Here is a 16,578-nt window from a genome sequence, read left to right on the forward strand (position 1 = left end):
ACTGAATTGCTTCACCACAAAAGAGACCAATTATCTTGGGCAAAGCTCATTTTAAGCGAAGGATCTCTGTTGTGTAAACACACTTTATAGAAAGAGAAAGAGAATTATGACCATAAAAGAACTGCAAGCCATCATCAAAGACATTGAGAATTCACCTTTGATGACTTTAGAGCTTGAAATGGAAGATTTCAAACTCAAATTATCGAAAAACAAATTCGAACCAACACCTGTCGTACAAACTGTGAATACACCGGTCGCACCAGTGGTTTCAACACCAGTAACTGCTGCACCGCTATCTGAAGTAAAACAATCCCTAAATACACCTAAAAACACCATTAAATCCCCATTAGTCGGGACATTTTATGCATCCGCAACCATCAATGGCAATCCTTATGTAGAAGTTGGACAACCCGTTAAAAAGGGCCAAGTCGTCTGCATCATTGAAGCGATGAAAATCATGAATGAAATCACCTCACCTTTCGATGGTGTGATCAAAGAGATTTTCGTCAGAAACGGCGAAGTCGTGGGTTATGACCACGAACTGATGGTTGTGTCGGAACATGAAAAATAAAATTTTAATCGCGAACCGTGGCGAGATTGCTGTTAGGATTATCAGAGCAGCCAAAGAACTCGGCATTGAAACGGTCGCCGTCTATTCCTTAGCGGATAAAGACGCACTGCATGTTAAACTCGCGGACGAAGCCGTTTGTATCGGGAAAGAAAAGTCCAAAGAGTCTTATTTGAACATGAATGCAGTGTTATCAGCAGCTGTCGCTACTGGGTGTAATGCCATTCACCCAGGGTACGGTTTTTTATCCGAAAATGCTAAATTTGTTGAAATGGTGGAATCCATCCAAATCAAATTCATCGGCCCCAACTCACAAACCATCCAATTGATTGGTGATAAAGCCAGCGCAAGATCGATTGCGAAAGCCAATGGGGTACCTGTGGTTGAGGGGTCTGATGGGATTTTGGAAGATGTCCACGAAGCCATTAAGATTGCGAAAAAAATTGGATATCCAGTGATGATTAAAGCCACCTCAGGTGGTGGTGGTAAAGGGATCAGTATTGCACGCTCAGATGAAGAACTCATGAGTGCCTTTGAGCGTACCCAATTGGAAGCTTTATCTTCCTTTGGTGACAAATCACTCTACATCGAAAAATTCATCGAATCACCAAAACACATTGAAATCCAAATCATGGGGGACGCCTTTGGTAATGTCGTTCACCTCTTTGAGCGCGACTGTTCAACGCAAAGAAGAAATCAAAAAATGATTGAAGAAGCCCCATCACCTGTATTAAATGAAGTATTGCGTAAAAAAATAGGCCAATCGGCTGTAAAGCTTGCGAAAGCCATCAATTATGAAAACGCCGGTACCATGGAGTTTTTAGTGGACCCTAAAGGTAACTATTATTTCATTGAAATGAATACGAGAATTCAAGTTGAACACCCAGTGACTGAATTGATTACCGGGGTTGACTTGGTTAAAGAACAAATCAAAGTCGCTTATGGCAAGCCATTGTCTTTCAAACAAAAAGACTTGGTTATTTTAGGCCACGCCATTGAGTGCCGTATCAACGCAGAAGACCCAAGTAAGGGCTTCATCCCTACCCCGGGTAAGATTTTAAATGTGTTATTCCCAGGTGGTAATGGGGTTAGAATGGATACCCATATTTATCCAGGGTATGTCGTACCGCCGTTTTATGATTCGATGTTAGCGAAACTCATTGTGTTCGCACCAAATCGTAAAGAAGCGATTAAAAAAATGCGTGTTGCTTTAGAACAGTTTGTCATTGAAGGCATTTCAACCAACATTGAATACCAATATTTGATCATGCATGACTTAGAATTCATCAAGGGTCAATATGACACCGGCTTTATCGCAAAATTCAACGCGAGATACGAGGCGAAGCGCAATGAGTGATTTTATCAGCGAACGCAAGAAGCGTATACAGGAATTTAAAGAACGCTTCCTAAACATCGGTAAAAACAAACCCATCGACATTCCCGATGGGCTCTTCGTTAAATGTGACGAGTGTGGGGCCGCACTCTATGAAAAAGAATTAGAACAAAAACTATCGGTTTGTCCAAACTGTGGACACCATTTTAGAATTGGGGCACGTAAACGCATCACGATTACAGTAGACCCCAACACCTTCTGTGAAGTGGATCAAGACCTCACATCGACCAACCCATTAGAGATGCCAGATTATGAACTCAAAATGGAAAGTGCGAAGAAGCTCACCCATCAAAACGAAGCATTTGTGGGTGGTTCAGCCACGATTTTTGGTTACCCATGTTATATTGGCGTCTTAGACAGCTATTTTATGATGGGTTCTATGGGCAGTGTTGTTGGTGAAAAAGTCACAAGACTGATTGAACGCGCAACCAAAGATAAACGCCCACTCATCCTCTTTTCCGCTTCTGGGGGTGCGCGTATGCAAGAGGGCATCTTGTCTTTGATGCAAATGGCGAAGACCTCTGGGGCTTTATACTATTTGAATCAAGCTGGGGTTTTATTCATCAGCGTTATGACTAACCCAACCACTGGAGGTGTCGCCGCGAGTTTTGCATCGTTAGGTGACATCAACATCGCTGAAAAAACAGCCACCATTGGATTTGCAGGTGCGAGGGTCATCAAACAAACCATCAAACAAGATTTACCGCCACACTTTCAAACCGCAGAGTTTCAACTCGACAAAGGTCAAGTGGATTTGGTTTTATCCAGACATGACATCCGTCCTACGTTAGCAAAACTATTATTGTTCCATGGAGGTCAACATGTCTAATACCGCATGGCAACACGTCTTGTTAGCGAGACATCCAAAAAGACCAACCAGCCGTGTCCTAATCAATACCTTGTTCGATGATTTCATTGAACTCCACGGGGACCGTCAATTCAGTGACGATAAATCCATCATTGGCGGTATCGCAACTTTAAACGGCATTCCAGTCACCATCATCGCTGAAGAAAAAGGCGATTCTACCAACGATAAAATTCTACATAACTTTGGTATGCCTCACCCTGAGGGGTACCGTAAAGCGTTACGTTTAATGAAACAAGCTGAAAAATTCAAACGTCCGATCATCACCATCATCGATACCCCAGGAGCATATCCAGGCTTAGGGGCAGAAGAACGCGGTCAGGCACAAGCCATCGCGTTCAACCTTCAAGAAATGATGGGTTTAAAAGTGCCTATCTTAGTCATCGTATTATCGGAAGGCGGTTCTGGTGGTGCTTTAGCGATTGGCGTGGGTGACCATGTCATGATGTTTGAACACAGCATCTATTCGATTTTATCGCCAGAAGGGTTCGCATCCATTTTATTTAAAGATGCAAAACAAGCAGAACACGCCGCATCTCTAATGAAATTGACAGCCCAGGATTTACTGCATTTCAATATCATCGATGAAATCATCCCTGAAGGGGCTGGTTTACACGAATCCAAAGAAGGTTTATTCCATTTAAAGAGTGCATTGAGCAGTAAGATGGCTCAAATCACCCAAGAAAAAATAACAACAATCTTGCCAAAAAGATATCAAAAATACCGTCAAATGGGCGTATTTTTAGAAGGAGTATCGAGTGAACTTACACAACGTTAAAGTGGTGGCTTCTGGAAAGTATACCCCAGAAAAAATCGTCACCAATAAAGATTTAGAACAAATCGTTGAAACATCCGATGAATGGATCAGAACGAGAACTGGTATTCAAGAAAGAAGAAAAGCCGAGTTAGAAACCTCCACGGATATGGCGTATTTCGCCGCGAAAGACGCGATAGAATCTTCAGGTTATGATCGTTCCAAAATTGATTTGGTGATTGTCGCAACGATCACGTCTGAACGTCAAACCCCATCGGTCGCTAATCTCGTGATGGGTCGATTGGGTTTAAAAGAAGGCATCATGAGTTTTGATGTGAATGCGGCATGTACAGGTTTTGTGTATGCCTTAGAAATCGCATCCTCACTCATTTCAACCAATCAATATCAAAGTGCGTTGGTTATCGGGTCTGAAAAATTATCTTCGGTACTAGATTATACCGACCGTAATACTTGCATCCTATTTGGTGATGGTGCTGGTGCAGTGGTGATTGAACAAAACCCACTAGCCAAAGCATCGTATTACAACGCGTCGAAAGCCGACATGACCGACATTCTAACGGTGGATAAAACGATTCGCATGGATGGGAAAAAGGTCTATGTCTTCGCGACCGATGTGGTTGAACGAAGCATCAGACACATCCTTGAGGTCAATCATTTAACGATTGACGATATTGACGCGATTTTACCGCACCAAGCGAATGAACGCATCATCCAATCAGTAGCGAAATCGATGAACATTCCCATGGAAAAGTTCGAACTCAATATCGCAACCTATGGCAACACATCGGCAGCGAGCATTCCAATTTTGATTGCTGAATATCGAGAAAAATATAAAAATAAGAGAGTCCTTTTGGTAGGGTTCGGTGGCGGCTTCACTTGGGGTTCGGCCATCGTAGAGGTTTAATATGAAAAATATAACAGAGATTTTAGGGACAAAATACCCCATCATTCAAGGGGGTATGGCGAACATCGCCAATGCAGTACTCGCCAGTGCGGTATCAAACGCTGGTGGGCTTGGTTTAATCGGGGCTGGCGGTTATGACGCCAATTGGGTTAGAACCGAAATCCAAAAGTGTAAGACTTTAACCGACAAACCGTTTGGAGTGAACATCATGCTCATGAGTCCACATGCGAAAGACATTGCACAAGTGGTGATTGAAGAAGGCGTGAAAATTGTTACAACCGGTGCGGGGTCTCCAGGGATTTATATTCCCGCATGGAAAGCCGCTGGCATCAAAGTCATTCCAGTAGTACCATCCGTCGCTTTGGCGGTTCGTATGGAACGTGCTGGTGTCGACGCGGTTATCGCTGAAGGGACAGAATCTGGTGGACACATCGGTGAACTCACCACGATGGCGTTGATTCCACAAGTCGCGGACGCGGTTAGTATTCCAGTGATTGCAGCTGGTGGAATTGCCGACCAAAGAGGTGTGCTTGCCGCTTTTGCACTAGGTGCGAAAGGGGTTCAAGTGGGTACTGTGTTACTGGCTACCAAAGAATGCCCAATTCATGACAACTACAAACAAATTGTGGTCGATGCGAAAGATACCGATACAGTGGTTACTGGTAGAGGTACTGGCGCACCTGTCCGTGTACTCAAAAATAAAATGGCAGTGGAATATTTAAGAATTGCTGAACAAGGCGTGCCACTGGCTGAACTTGAAAAACTAACCTTAGGCTCTTTGAGAAGAGCGGTATTCGATGGTGACGTTGATCGTGGTTCATTTATGGCAGGGCAAATCTCTGGTTTAATCAAAGAAGTTAAATCAGTTCAACAAGTCTTAAGTGAACTATTTGATGGTGTCGATCAATACCGTCAACAATTGAGTGTATTATAATGGGTAAACTCGGTTTATTATTCCCTGGTCAAGGGGCACAATCGATCGGGATGGGGTTAGATTTTCCCAATCATGAAGCGCTATTCAATACGGCACAACAAGCCACAGGCTTGGATATCTTAAGTGCCATAACCACAGGTGAACGCTTAAATGAAACCTTATATACCCAGTTATCGGTGTTCTTAACATCCATATTGGCTTTAGAGATTGTAAAAGAGTTAAAGCCAACCTATCAAGGGTTGACAGGGTTTAGTTTAGGGGAATATTCAGGACTTTATGCATCCAATGTTTTAACGCTTCATGACGCGATTAAACTCATTCATGAACGCTCGCAATTGATGCAAGCTGAAACCTTAAAAACACAAGGCTTCATGGCAGCGGTCTTGGGGCTAAGTGCTTCAGATGTGGATGCAACCTTAGCTAAAGTCACCACTGGTAAAGTCGTTTGTGCCAACTACAACAGCCCGATTCAAACCGTCATTAGTGGTGAAGAACAAGCGTTTGTAGAAGCAGAACAACTGTTAAAAGCCGCTGGTGCGAAACGTGTGATTAAGTTGGCTGTATCTGGGGCATTTCATTCGCCTTTGATGAAACCCGCTGGTGAATCACTCTTGAATTACTTAAGCCAAATGACGCTTCAAAACCCAGCTGTTCCTGTGTATTTAAATACGACAGCCCAACCACTTTCATTAGATACACTGAAATCAGAAATGTCCAAACAAGTCTATAGTTCGGTGCGTTTTCAACAAACGATTGAACAAATGGCATTGGATGGCTTTACCCATTTCTTAGAAATTGGTCCTGGACAAGTGTTGGGGCCATTGGTCAAGAAAATCAACCCAGAACTGGAAACGTTCAGTTTTGGCAAATATAGTGAATTAGACAATTTGAAAGGATGGTTATTAACCCATGGATTTATCCAATAAAGTAGCGATTATCACAGGGGGTGCCGCTGGTATCGGCCGCGCCATCACAAAAACTTTGGCAGCCTACGGTGCGAAAGTAGTCATCAATTACAACCGTTCTGCAGAAGCAGCAGAATCCTTAAAACAAGAAATCGAAGCGGCTGGTGGTGAAGCCCTCATCGTCCAAGCCGACATCTCAAAATTTGTAGACGCTGAAAAATTGGTGGCTGCCACGATTGAACGTTTTGGTACGATCAATATTTTGGTCAATAACGCGGGCATTACAGATGACGCACTCATCTTGCGTATGAGTGAAACCCAATTTGACCGCGTCATCGATACCAACCTTAAAGGGGTTTGGAATGTGACTAAAAACGCTGCTAAAACCTTATTAAAATCCGGTTATGGTCGTGTCATTAATATTTCATCTGTATCCGGTGTTTTAGGCAATGCTGGACAAACCAACTACAGTGCGGCTAAAGCAGGTGTGATTGGGTTAACCAAAGCATTGGCTAGAGAATTCGCATCCCGTGAAGTTACGGTCAATGCGGTTGCACCTGGTTTTATTGAGACCGATATGACGAGAAAACTATCGGACGATGTCAGAAACCAATGGCAAGCTCAAATCCCACTCAAACGCTTTGGACAAGATACCGAAGTCGCTGAAGTGGTAGCCTTTCTTGCAAGCCCACTCGGGGCTTACATCACAGGTCATACCTTAGAAGTTGATGGCGGGTTGGTGATGTAGATGAAAAGAAGAGTTGTTGTTACTGGACTAGGACTGGTGAGTCCTTTAGGCAATACCGTTGAATCCTCCTTTCAAGCGATGATTGAAGGTAAAAACGGGATTGACTTTATTACCTTAGAAGATACCACCAACTGGAAAGTGAAACTGGCTGGTGAAGTTAAAAATTTAAACTTTGAAGATTTCATCGACCGTAAAGAAGTCAAGCGTTCAGACCGTGCGGTCTTACTCGCTTTAATCGCAGCCGATGAAGCGTATAAACAAGCCAAACTCGAAGGTGCTGACATTGACCGCACTCGATTTGGACTATTCGTAGGTAGCGGTATTGGGGGATTAACAACCATCCAAGAAGAAGTCTCTACCTTCGCGACCCGTGGTCAAGACCGCATGTCGCCATTCTTTATTCCAAACTCCATCATCAATTTGATCGGGGCGAAGATTGGGATCAAATATCAAATTTATGGCCCAAATCTACCTCAAGTCACGGCATGTTCAGCAGCCACCAACTCGATTGGTGAAGCGTTCCGTTATATCCGTGATGGGTATTTAGACATCGCCATGACCGGTGGCGCAGAAGCCCCAGTGAATGGCATTGGTGTCGGTGGATTCGCTGCGATGAAAGCCTTAAATACCTCAAACAATCCAGACCGTGCATCGATTCCATTTGACGCAGAACGCAGTGGGTTTGTGATTGCAGAAGGCGCAGGCATCATCATGCTAGAATCGTATGACCACGCCATTAAACGAGGTGCACCGATTCTCGCCGAAATGGTGGGTTATGGGTCTTCAACCGATGCATTTCATATGACATCACCCGATGAAGAAGCCAGAGGGATTACCCTATGTTTAAAACAAGCCCTTCAAGACGCGGGTATTGAACCAAAAGATGTGGGTTACATCAATGCCCACGGTACATCGACTGTTTTGAATGATAAGTTCGAAACGATGGGCATTAAAAAAGCCTTTGGACCAGCGGCTTATGATGTTAACATCTCATCGACCAAATCAATGACAGGTCATGCCTTAGGTGCAGCCGGTGCGATTGAAACCATCGCTGTGATCAAAGCCTTACAAACCGGTATGATTCCACCAACCATTCACTATGAAAAAGCAGACCCAGATTGTGACCTCAATTACACACCGAATGTGGCTGTGAAGCGAGATATCCAATACGGTATGAACGTCAATATTGGTTTTGGTGGTCAAAACGCTGCCATCATCTTTAAAAAGGTGTAGACATGCTCAATCAAGAACAAATCAAACAAATATTACCGCATCGTGACCCATTTTTGATGATCGATGAAATCACGTTTTTAGAACCCCTTAAAAAGGCTATTGGTGTTAAACATGTCAAACTGACTGAAGACTATTTTAGAGGTCATTTCCCATCTAAACCGGTGATGCCTGGGGTCCTCATCATTGAGTCCTTAGCACAAGTCGGTGCCGTCGCGTTGTTATCCTCTGAAAGCTATCAAGGCAAAATCGCGTTTTTCACTGGTATTGAATCCGCGAAATTTAGAAAAAGTGTCTTACCAGGCGATGAACTCGTCTTAGAATGTGAAATCACGAAAGTCCGTGGACCGTTCGGTTTTGGGTCCGGCAAAGCGTATGTGAATGGTGAACTGGTGTGTGAAGCCAACATATCATTCGCTGTAGGCAATTGATGAGCTATACCATTTTAGAATACAAGACACTCGATTCTACCAACACATTTTTAAAAACCCATTACGAAGCCTTATCGCATTTAACGATCGTGAGAACCCGTCACCAAACGGCCGGTCGTGGTCAGTTTGATCGCACATGGTCATCGAAACCCAATGACAACATCCTGTGTTCCATCCTGTTAAAGGATATCGCACTGGATAAAGTCGAGTTTCATAAACAATGGGTAGAACAAGGGCTCATTCGATACCTTCAAAACCAAGGTTTAAGCGTCACCTTCAAAGCACCCAATGATCTCTATATTGGGACAAAGAAGATTTGTGGCATATTGACCGAATCCAAAAGCGATGCTCAACGATTCAATTACGTGGTCATCGGGTTTGGACTCAATGTCAATCAAACCGACTTTGAAGGCTTAAATGCGACATCCATGGCTTTAGAATTAAAACATAATCTCGATGTAGATGGCGTGTTTGAATCGCTCATTCAATTCTTACTATCTACCTATGGTGACTAACATGACGAAACTCAACCATTGGATCAAAATAGCCGCGATGACGGCTATTTTATGCATATCTGTATATTTGGTACCACCCATCATCGTATTTGGTGGGGTACCGTTAACCATTCAAACATTCATCATTTTCTTAATTGCCTATTTGTTTACACCCAAAGATGCGTTATGGACATTGAGTCTGTACATCCTCATTGGTGTGATGGGTTTACCCGTTTTTTCTGGTGGTAGTAGTGGTTTAACCGCTCTGCTTGGACCCACAGGTGGGTTTTTGATGATGTTTCCCTTAGTAGCTTATTTGATTGCTAGATTTAAATCGAAAGACAAACAAATGGCTGTGGATTTACTGGTCACCTTTGGATTTGGGATTGTATTGTTATACGCTGTCTCAGCCATTTGGTTATCCTATGTTCTATCCATGTCCTATATTCAAGGCATCACCCTATTACTTCCATTTGTGCCATTAGACATCTTAAAAGTGGTCATCGCACATACTGTGTACCAAAAAATGCCATCCTTATACGAACTATCTACACATTAGGGCAACCCCCAATAAAGGAACAGTAATGACTAAATTTTTACCTAAAATCATCCAAGGTGGGATGGGTGTGGGCGTGAGTTCAACAAAACTCGCCAATACCGTATCACGCGCTGGACAACTCGGTGTGGTCTCAGGGACAGCACTCGGTTTGACCTTCGCTCGAAGACTCATGCAAAAAGGCAATGAAGTCTATTTAGAAGCGATGAACCATTTCCCTTTTAAAAAAGTGATTGAAAAGATCAAAGCGAAGTTTTCAGTGAAAAGCGATCAAGACCCATTTAAAATGGTTGAAATGCCGACCATTCATCCTTCAGAAGATTTGAATGAACTCATCGTGGTAGCGAACTTTGTTGAAGTTCATTTAGCTAAAAAAGGTCACAACGGTGTCGTTGGCATAAACTTCTTAGAGAAAATCCAATTTCCTACTTTAGCATCCATTTATGGGGCTATTTTAGCGGGTGTGGATTACATTTTGATGGGTGCTGGTATTCCACATAGAATTCCGGATGTGATTAAAAAACTAACCAACCATGAAGACGCGAGTCTACCGATTAAGGTTGCCAATGAACAACAAAATGACATTGAACTATCGACTTTTTCACCCAAAGCATTCGCCCAAGATGAAGCGTTGCCTGAACTCACCAAACCACAATTCTTAGCCATCATTGGTTCACATACGTTGGCCAATTACTTGATGAAAAGTGAATTTGGTTCGCCTGACGGATTCGTGGTGGAATTACCTGTGGCTGGTGGGCACAATGCACCACCTCGTGGTAATTACGCACTCACTGAGTCTGGTGAACCTATTTATGGTGCGCGTGATGTGGTTGATTTTGAAGCCTTAAAAGCCATCAACAAGCCGTTTTGGTTAGCAGGTGGGTTTGGTAATCCTGATGGTCTTCAAAAAGCCCTATCTTTAGGTGCAGTAGGTATTCAAGTGGGTACAGCCTTCGCTTTTTCCAATGAATCGGGCTTTGAAGCTACTTTAAAACAACGCGTGTTACGTCAAGTGATTGAAGGAACAGTGCGTGTTAAAACCGATATCAAAGCCTCTCCAACCGGGTTCCCATTTAAAGTTGCAAGCGTTGAAGGAACATTGTCAGAAGATGATACATACGCATCGAGAAAACGTGTGTGTGATTTAGGGTATTTGCGTGAAGCATACCGTAAAGATAATGGCTCCATTGGCTATCGATGCCCATCGGAACCGGTAGAAGATTATGTCCGTAAAGGTGGCAAAGTCGAAGATACCGTGGGTCGTAAATGTTTGTGCAATGGTTTAGTGGCTGGCATTGGTTTAGGTCAAAAACGCAAAAATGGTCATGATGAATTGCCTTTGGTTACTTCAGGGGATGATTTGTTATTTTTAGGACCACTTGTTGATCTTGAATCGTATAGTTATTCAGCTGTAGATGTGTTGAACTATTTATTAAATACATAAATAAGCAAACCAATCCGAACCCTCGGATTGGTTTTATGCTTTCTATGGGTTTACATACCTTTCGATAACAGTTATAATGGTTTTGGATGTTTGTGAAATCGGTTTCCTAAACACAAACCATACGATTCAAAATTTGGGAGGATGTATGAAAAAAATTATCAATTTGGTTCAAGTGATTTTATTATTGGTTGTATTGATGGCCTGTACCAACCAAAGCCCTAAAGTCATTGATGGACCTGAAGATTTTGACACCATCGAAGAAAAAGTCGAGTGGTGGATTGCTAATTTGACCTTAGATGAAAAAGCTGGTCAAATGATTCAAGCAGAAAGAATCAATAACAATAACGGGATCTCTGTCGATGACGCAAGAAGACTCAACATCGGTTCTGTTTTAAATGGGGGTGGGAATGTGCCTGCAACCAACAATGTACCGAGTTGGTACTTGATGTATCAATCGTATTATCAAGCCTCGATTACCAGTTCTTCAGGTATCCCATTGATTTACGGGGTAGATGCGGTGCATGGTCATGGGAACTTACAAAACGCGACGATTTTCCCACACAACATTGGGTTAGCTGCTGCGAACAACCCAGAGCTTATGAGAGCGATTGGTGAAGTCACAGCTTATGAAATCGCACAAACTGGACTCACGTATAATTTTTCACCTTCACTCGGTATCATTAAAGACAAAAGATGGGGTAGAACCTATGAAACCTTTGGTGAAAACCCTGCCGTTCCGATGAATTTGATTGGACCTTACATTGAAGGCTTACAAACCTATGGGATCGCAGCCTCTGCGAAACACTTTGTGGGTGATGGATACACCACGTATGGGACGGGTTTAGGGGGTAAATTAGACCGCGGAAACGCGACGATTACACTCGATGATTTAGAAAATATTCATTTACCGTTATACCGAGAAGCCATTGAAGCTGGGGTTAAAACCATCATGGTTTCTTACAGCAGTTTAAATGGATTACAAATGCATGAGAATGCCCACATGATTACCGATGTTTTAAAAGGTGAAATGGGCTTTAAGGGGTTTGTTATATCGGATTATAACGGGATTGATAATATCGCAGAGAATGGTTTTGAACAGAAGGTAGCAGCAGCCATTAATGCTGGCATCGATATGCTGATGCAACCCCATAATTTTGAAGACACCATCGCAGCGATCAAAATCGGTGTTCAAACCGGTGATATCCCAATGGCACGCATCGATGACGCGGTATCGCGTATATTAACCGTAAAATATGAATTGGGTTTATTTGAAACCAAAGAACGACTTGCAGCGGATTTAAGAAACGCCGAGAGTCTAGCAGTCGCCAGACAAGCGGTAAGAGAATCCTTAGTATTATTAAAGAACGAACAAAATGTATTGCCATTATCGAAAGATATGGATTTATTAGTCGTCGGTCAAGGGTCAAACAACATTGGTATCCAATCTGGTGGTTGGACCATGACGTGGCAAGGCAGTGACAATTTAAACATTGCGGGCACTTCCATATTAAAAGCGTTTAGGGAATCCACCTCTGGACAAATCTATACCAATATGGCCGATGTTGATAAAGCAGATGCGATTGTCTTGGTGATATCCGAAAGACCACACGCTGAAATGATGGGTGATTCTGTAGGATTATCCTTAATCGACGATACAGGCTACCCTCAAAACCTCACCTGGATCAACCAAGTTAAAAACACAGGTAAGCCAGTCATCGCCATTATGTTGTCATCCAAACCACTCTTAGTGACAGATTACATTGACGGGTTCGATGCGTTTGTAATGGCATTCCTACCTGGCACTGAAGGGGCTGGGATTACCGATGTCTTATACGGGGATTATAACTTTGTTGGGAAACTCCCTTATACCTATCCACTCAATGCGTCACAAGCAGCAGATACGATGTTAAATCCAAATTATAACCCTGAAGATTATCTGTTCCCATATGGGTATGGGTTAACCTACTCCAATTAAACCATTTTATAATCATTCTAAAGAGTCCGAATAATCGGACTTTTTTGTTCTATTTATCATCGTTTTTTGGCGTTATTATGATGAAACCGTTATCATTGCAATTATATGTAAAACTTCTAAATTAGTGTCTATTATTTATATAATCTTATGATACAATGAGGGTGTAATTTACGATACATTACAGGAGAAAAATGAATATGAAAGACCACATTTGTCAAGAAAAGCTCAACCTTTTTTATGCTAGAATGGCGGAAAACAAGCAAAAACCGGGACCGCTCATGCCAACACTGCATGATGCTCAAACCATTTTTGGTTATATTCCTTTAACCATTCAAAAGATCATTTCTGAAGAACTTGGTGAAAGCATCGCCAAGATCAATGGTGTTGTCACCTTTTATGGCAACTTTTCTGTTACACCTAAAGGCGAACATACCGTTTCTGTTTGTTTAGGCACCGCTTGTTATGTCAGGGGTTCTAAGAACATCATGGAAACATTAGAAAACGAACTCAAAATCAAAGAAAAAGAAACCACCCCAGATGGCGAAATCACGTTGGTGGCGACCCGTTGTATTGGTGCCTGTGGCTTAGCACCGGTTTTTTCTGTAGACGGTGCGATTCACGGGAACGCCAACGTCTCTAAGGTCAAAGACATCATCAAAGAACTCAAGGAAGCCCATCATGAAGCTTAATGAACTCATGGGTTTGATGGCAGCGAAAAGCTATACACCATCACTGATGAAAGACAAAGAAATCAACTTTGCTTTTTGTTCCGATTTGATGAGCGATGCCTTGGTCATCATGAATTCTGTGAAAGACCCAACCATCCTCGAACATACCATCCTAATCACTGGATTGGCCACCCAACAATCGATTCGAACTGCAGAGATGCTCGATGTCGATGTGGTTTTATTGGTCAGAGGTAAAATTCCCTCTGAAAAAGTGATTTTACTGGCACATGAAGCGCAAGTGATGTTGTTATCAACCGATACCACGATGTTCAATGCGAGTGGGATTTTGTTTGAAAAAGGCATCCGCGGCGTTAAATATAACATCCAATGGTAAAAGAACATCAAATCATAGCTGGCAACTTTGATTTGGCAGGTAGGGCGTCCTCTGACCTCAAACGACTGCTCAAATCGATGGCCACTTACCCTCGATTGTATGTCAATCGTGTCTGTTCCGCTTCCTATGAAGCTGAAATCAATATCGTCATCCACTCCGTCGGTGGGTATATGACTTATGAAGTCAATGAAGCTAACATAGAACTGAATTTTTTTGACGATGGTCCTGGGATTCCAGACATCGAATTAGCGATGAAAAAAGGGTATTCAACGGCGAGTCAAATTGCCCATTTGAATGGATTTGGCGCGGGGATGGGACTCAATAATATCAAAGAGCTCTCCGACCGACTTACCATCCATTCAACCCCACGAGGGACCCACTTAAAAATGATCTTTACGATAGGTGAACGCGATGCCTAAATTATCCATTCTCCTTGAAAATACACACTATACGATTTTAAACCCAAATCTTGAAGACCGCGTTTTTACAGGGGTTTACGCAACCGATTTATTATCGACAGCGATTAAACACATGAAACCAGACATGGCGCTCATCACTTTGATTTCAACGAACTCAACGCTGAATCTAGCCATGATGGTGGATTTCAATGTCATCATTTTGACAAAGGATGCAGAAGTAACGGAATCCTTTATCCAAAAAGCGACTTTAGAAGACATCACCTTAGTTAAAACCGATTATCTAACCCATGAAGTCATCATTGACCTGGTGAAACGAGGTCTCTTATGACCTATGCGTATGATTTACACATCCACAGCGTTTTATCCCCGTGTGGTGATGTCTTAATGACACCCAACAACATCTTTAATATGGCAACTTTAAAAGGCTTGGACATCATCGCCATCACCGACCACAATTCGTTAAAACAATTGAAGGTGTGTCATGAGCTATCTCAAAGCTATGATTTGTTGTTTATCCCAGGGGTAGAAATCACCGTGAAAGAAGACTTTGACGTCTTGTGTTACTTTAAACACATCGACGACGCGTTGGCTTTTGACCTTTTACTCGAACAAGCTTTACCGAAAATCATGAATCAACCAGAACAATTCGGTGAGCAATACATCTGTGATATCCATGATGATTTTGTGGCAGAAGCACCATACTTGCTCATTAATCCTATTGAATGGACTCTACAAGAACTCATCGAAAATCTAAAAGCATTTCCACACATCTTAATCTATGCACACCTCGACAAAAAGAGTCGTAGTGGTAAAGATTATGTCGATCGATACACACTCGATGGCATTGAATTCATAAATCCCGAATTAAAGCAGGCAAAAAATCATTTTAAAAATAGCGATGCCCATCAAATCATCGATATATCAGAACGGACAGAACACAATCAAATCGAACTCGATGAATTAACGATAGAAGCATTCTTTAGGTATTTCCATCATGACTAAATTCACCGATTACTTATATGATTTGATTCAAAATTCGATTGATGCGAAAGCGTCAAACATCGAATTGCACATGAAGCATCAAGGGTTATTACGCGTCACCATCCAAGACAATGGCGTTGGGATGGATGAAGCCACCTTGATGAAAGTCAAAACATTCAGTTATTCTTCAAGAAAAACAAGAACAGTGGGATTAGGCCTTTCCCTGATCCACGATTTAACGATTCAAACGAATGGTTACTTTGAAATCACATCCAAATTGGGTGTGGGGACAACCTTATCTTTAGGCTTTGATGATCAACACATCGATTTTCCAGAGATGGGTGATATTTCGGCATTGATTGCAGATTTATACATGCATCAAGGGGTCCAAAACCTAATATTCAGCTTTGATGATTTTAGACTGGATTTCGAATCATTAGGACTCAATCAAACCATCAAAACGTATCGACAAAGAAACCAATTATACAATTACGTTCAAGAAAAATTAATAGAGGTGGCAAATGAAAACACTAGATGAACTCAAGCAGTTACGTGATGAATCCTTAAAAAAGATGACGATGCGTTATCAAAAGGATGGCTTTAGAATTCAAGTTGGGATGGGTACCTGTGGCATCGCCAGTGGTGCGAGACCGATTTTGAATGCTTTTTTAGAACAAATCGAACTCAGTGAATTGAAAAATGTGACGGTAACCCAAGTGGGATGCATGGGTGAATGTGCCCATGAACCGATGGCTGAGATCATCGACGAATCAGGACAATCTTACATTTATTGTGCACTCACGATTCCGATGGTCAGACAAATTGTCGAAAGACACATTGTGAACCATCAACCGATCACGAAATATTTACTCTCCGAAAGAAAGGACAAATAAA

The 16,578-nt window shown here is 42.3% G+C and carries 21 protein-coding genes; all 21 read left to right on the top strand.

Going from position 1 to position 16,578, the window contains the following annotated elements:
• Positions 1-106: 106 nt before the first annotated feature.
• The 21 genes from accB to N7548_RS08115 all read left to right on the top strand — a co-directional run bounded on the left by accB (position 107) and on the right by N7548_RS08115 (position 16,577).
• Positions 107-571 carry an acetyl-CoA carboxylase biotin carboxyl carrier protein gene (gene accB / locus N7548_RS08015; RefSeq protein ID WP_263608952.1) on the top strand — a complete coding sequence of 155 codons (465 nt, stop codon included), beginning with the start codon at positions 107-109 and terminating at the stop codon, positions 569-571.
• Positions 561-1,925: an acetyl-CoA carboxylase biotin carboxylase subunit gene (gene accC / locus N7548_RS08020; RefSeq protein ID WP_263608953.1), complete on the top strand. Its 1,365-nt coding sequence runs from the start codon at positions 561-563 to the stop codon at positions 1,923-1,925. Before accB ends, accC begins: the two co-directional genes overlap by 11 nt.
• Entirely contained in the window at positions 1,918-2,790 is an 873-nt protein-coding gene (accD, locus tag N7548_RS08025) for an acetyl-CoA carboxylase, carboxyltransferase subunit beta (RefSeq protein WP_263608954.1), read from the top strand. Before accC ends, accD begins: the two co-directional genes overlap by 8 nt.
• The gene (locus N7548_RS08030) at positions 2,783-3,604 is read left to right on the top strand and encodes an acetyl-CoA carboxylase carboxyltransferase subunit alpha (RefSeq protein WP_263608955.1); all 822 of its coding nucleotides are present in this window, start codon (positions 2,783-2,785) and stop codon (positions 3,602-3,604) included. The genes accD and N7548_RS08030 overlap by 8 nt, the downstream gene beginning before the upstream one ends.
• On the top strand, positions 3,585-4,505 hold the full coding sequence (locus N7548_RS08035) for a beta-ketoacyl-ACP synthase III (RefSeq protein ID WP_263608956.1): 921 nt from the start codon (positions 3,585-3,587) through the stop codon (positions 4,503-4,505). Before N7548_RS08030 ends, N7548_RS08035 begins: the two co-directional genes overlap by 20 nt.
• 1 nt (position 4,506) lies before the next feature.
• Positions 4,507-5,439, top strand: coding sequence for a DUF561 domain-containing protein (locus N7548_RS08040; RefSeq protein ID WP_263608957.1), 933 nt, complete (start codon positions 4,507-4,509; stop codon positions 5,437-5,439).
• Positions 5,439-6,365, top strand: coding sequence for an ACP S-malonyltransferase (locus N7548_RS08045; protein ID WP_263608958.1), 927 nt, complete (start codon positions 5,439-5,441; stop codon positions 6,363-6,365). Before N7548_RS08040 ends, N7548_RS08045 begins: the two co-directional genes overlap by 1 nt.
• Positions 6,349-7,092, top strand: coding sequence for a 3-oxoacyl-[acyl-carrier-protein] reductase (fabG, locus tag N7548_RS08050; RefSeq protein WP_263608959.1), 744 nt, complete (start codon positions 6,349-6,351; stop codon positions 7,090-7,092). Before N7548_RS08045 ends, fabG begins: the two co-directional genes overlap by 17 nt.
• Positions 7,093-8,325 (top strand): beta-ketoacyl-ACP synthase II, encoded by a 1,233-nt coding sequence (fabF, locus tag N7548_RS08055; protein ID WP_263608960.1) that lies wholly within the window; start codon positions 7,093-7,095, stop codon positions 8,323-8,325.
• 2 nt (positions 8,326-8,327) lie between these two features.
• Positions 8,328-8,753 (top strand): 3-hydroxyacyl-ACP dehydratase FabZ, encoded by a 426-nt coding sequence (fabZ, locus tag N7548_RS08060; protein ID WP_263608961.1) that lies wholly within the window; start codon positions 8,328-8,330, stop codon positions 8,751-8,753.
• Positions 8,753-9,268, top strand: a complete 516-nt coding sequence (locus N7548_RS08065) for a biotin--[acetyl-CoA-carboxylase] ligase (RefSeq protein WP_263608962.1) — start codon at positions 8,753-8,755, stop codon at positions 9,266-9,268. The genes fabZ and N7548_RS08065 overlap by 1 nt, the downstream gene beginning before the upstream one ends.
• 1 nt (position 9,269) lies before the next feature.
• The gene (locus N7548_RS08070; protein WP_263608963.1) at positions 9,270-9,806 is read left to right on the top strand and encodes a biotin transporter BioY; all 537 of its coding nucleotides are present in this window, start codon (positions 9,270-9,272) and stop codon (positions 9,804-9,806) included.
• Positions 9,807-9,831: 25 nt separating this feature from the next.
• Positions 9,832-11,247, top strand: a complete 1,416-nt coding sequence (locus tag N7548_RS08075) for a nitronate monooxygenase (protein WP_263608964.1) — start codon at positions 9,832-9,834, stop codon at positions 11,245-11,247.
• A gap of 145 nt (positions 11,248-11,392) precedes the next feature.
• On the top strand, positions 11,393-13,222 hold the full coding sequence (locus N7548_RS08080) for a glycoside hydrolase family 3 protein (protein WP_263608965.1): 1,830 nt from the start codon (positions 11,393-11,395) through the stop codon (positions 13,220-13,222).
• Between the two features lie 197 nt (positions 13,223-13,419).
• Positions 13,420-13,911 (top strand): NADH-quinone oxidoreductase subunit NuoE family protein, encoded by a 492-nt coding sequence (locus tag N7548_RS08085; RefSeq protein WP_263608966.1) that lies wholly within the window; start codon positions 13,420-13,422, stop codon positions 13,909-13,911.
• Positions 13,901-14,284, top strand: a complete 384-nt coding sequence (locus N7548_RS08090) for a hypothetical protein (protein WP_263608967.1) — start codon at positions 13,901-13,903, stop codon at positions 14,282-14,284. The genes N7548_RS08085 and N7548_RS08090 overlap by 11 nt, the downstream gene beginning before the upstream one ends.
• The gene (locus N7548_RS08095; protein WP_263608968.1) at positions 14,278-14,703 is read left to right on the top strand and encodes an ATP-binding protein; all 426 of its coding nucleotides are present in this window, start codon (positions 14,278-14,280) and stop codon (positions 14,701-14,703) included. The genes N7548_RS08090 and N7548_RS08095 overlap by 7 nt, the downstream gene beginning before the upstream one ends.
• Positions 14,696-15,031 (top strand): hypothetical protein, encoded by a 336-nt coding sequence (locus tag N7548_RS08100; RefSeq protein ID WP_263608969.1) that lies wholly within the window; start codon positions 14,696-14,698, stop codon positions 15,029-15,031. The genes N7548_RS08095 and N7548_RS08100 overlap by 8 nt, the downstream gene beginning before the upstream one ends.
• Positions 15,028-15,705, top strand: a complete 678-nt coding sequence (locus N7548_RS08105) for a PHP domain-containing protein (protein ID WP_263608970.1) — start codon at positions 15,028-15,030, stop codon at positions 15,703-15,705. The genes N7548_RS08100 and N7548_RS08105 overlap by 4 nt, the downstream gene beginning before the upstream one ends.
• Entirely contained in the window at positions 15,698-16,222 is a 525-nt protein-coding gene (locus N7548_RS08110) for an ATP-binding protein (RefSeq protein WP_263608971.1), read from the top strand. Before N7548_RS08105 ends, N7548_RS08110 begins: the two co-directional genes overlap by 8 nt.
• Positions 16,206-16,577 carry a (2Fe-2S) ferredoxin domain-containing protein gene (locus N7548_RS08115; RefSeq protein WP_263608972.1) on the top strand — a complete coding sequence of 124 codons (372 nt, stop codon included), beginning with the start codon at positions 16,206-16,208 and terminating at the stop codon, positions 16,575-16,577. The genes N7548_RS08110 and N7548_RS08115 overlap by 17 nt, the downstream gene beginning before the upstream one ends.
• The last annotated feature ends 1 nt before the right edge of the window (position 16,578 follow it).

It is taken from the genome of Paracholeplasma manati, assembly GCF_025742995.1.
In the GTDB taxonomy this organism is placed as follows: Bacteria; Bacillota_I; Bacilli_A; order Acholeplasmatales; family UBA5453; genus Paracholeplasma; species Paracholeplasma manati.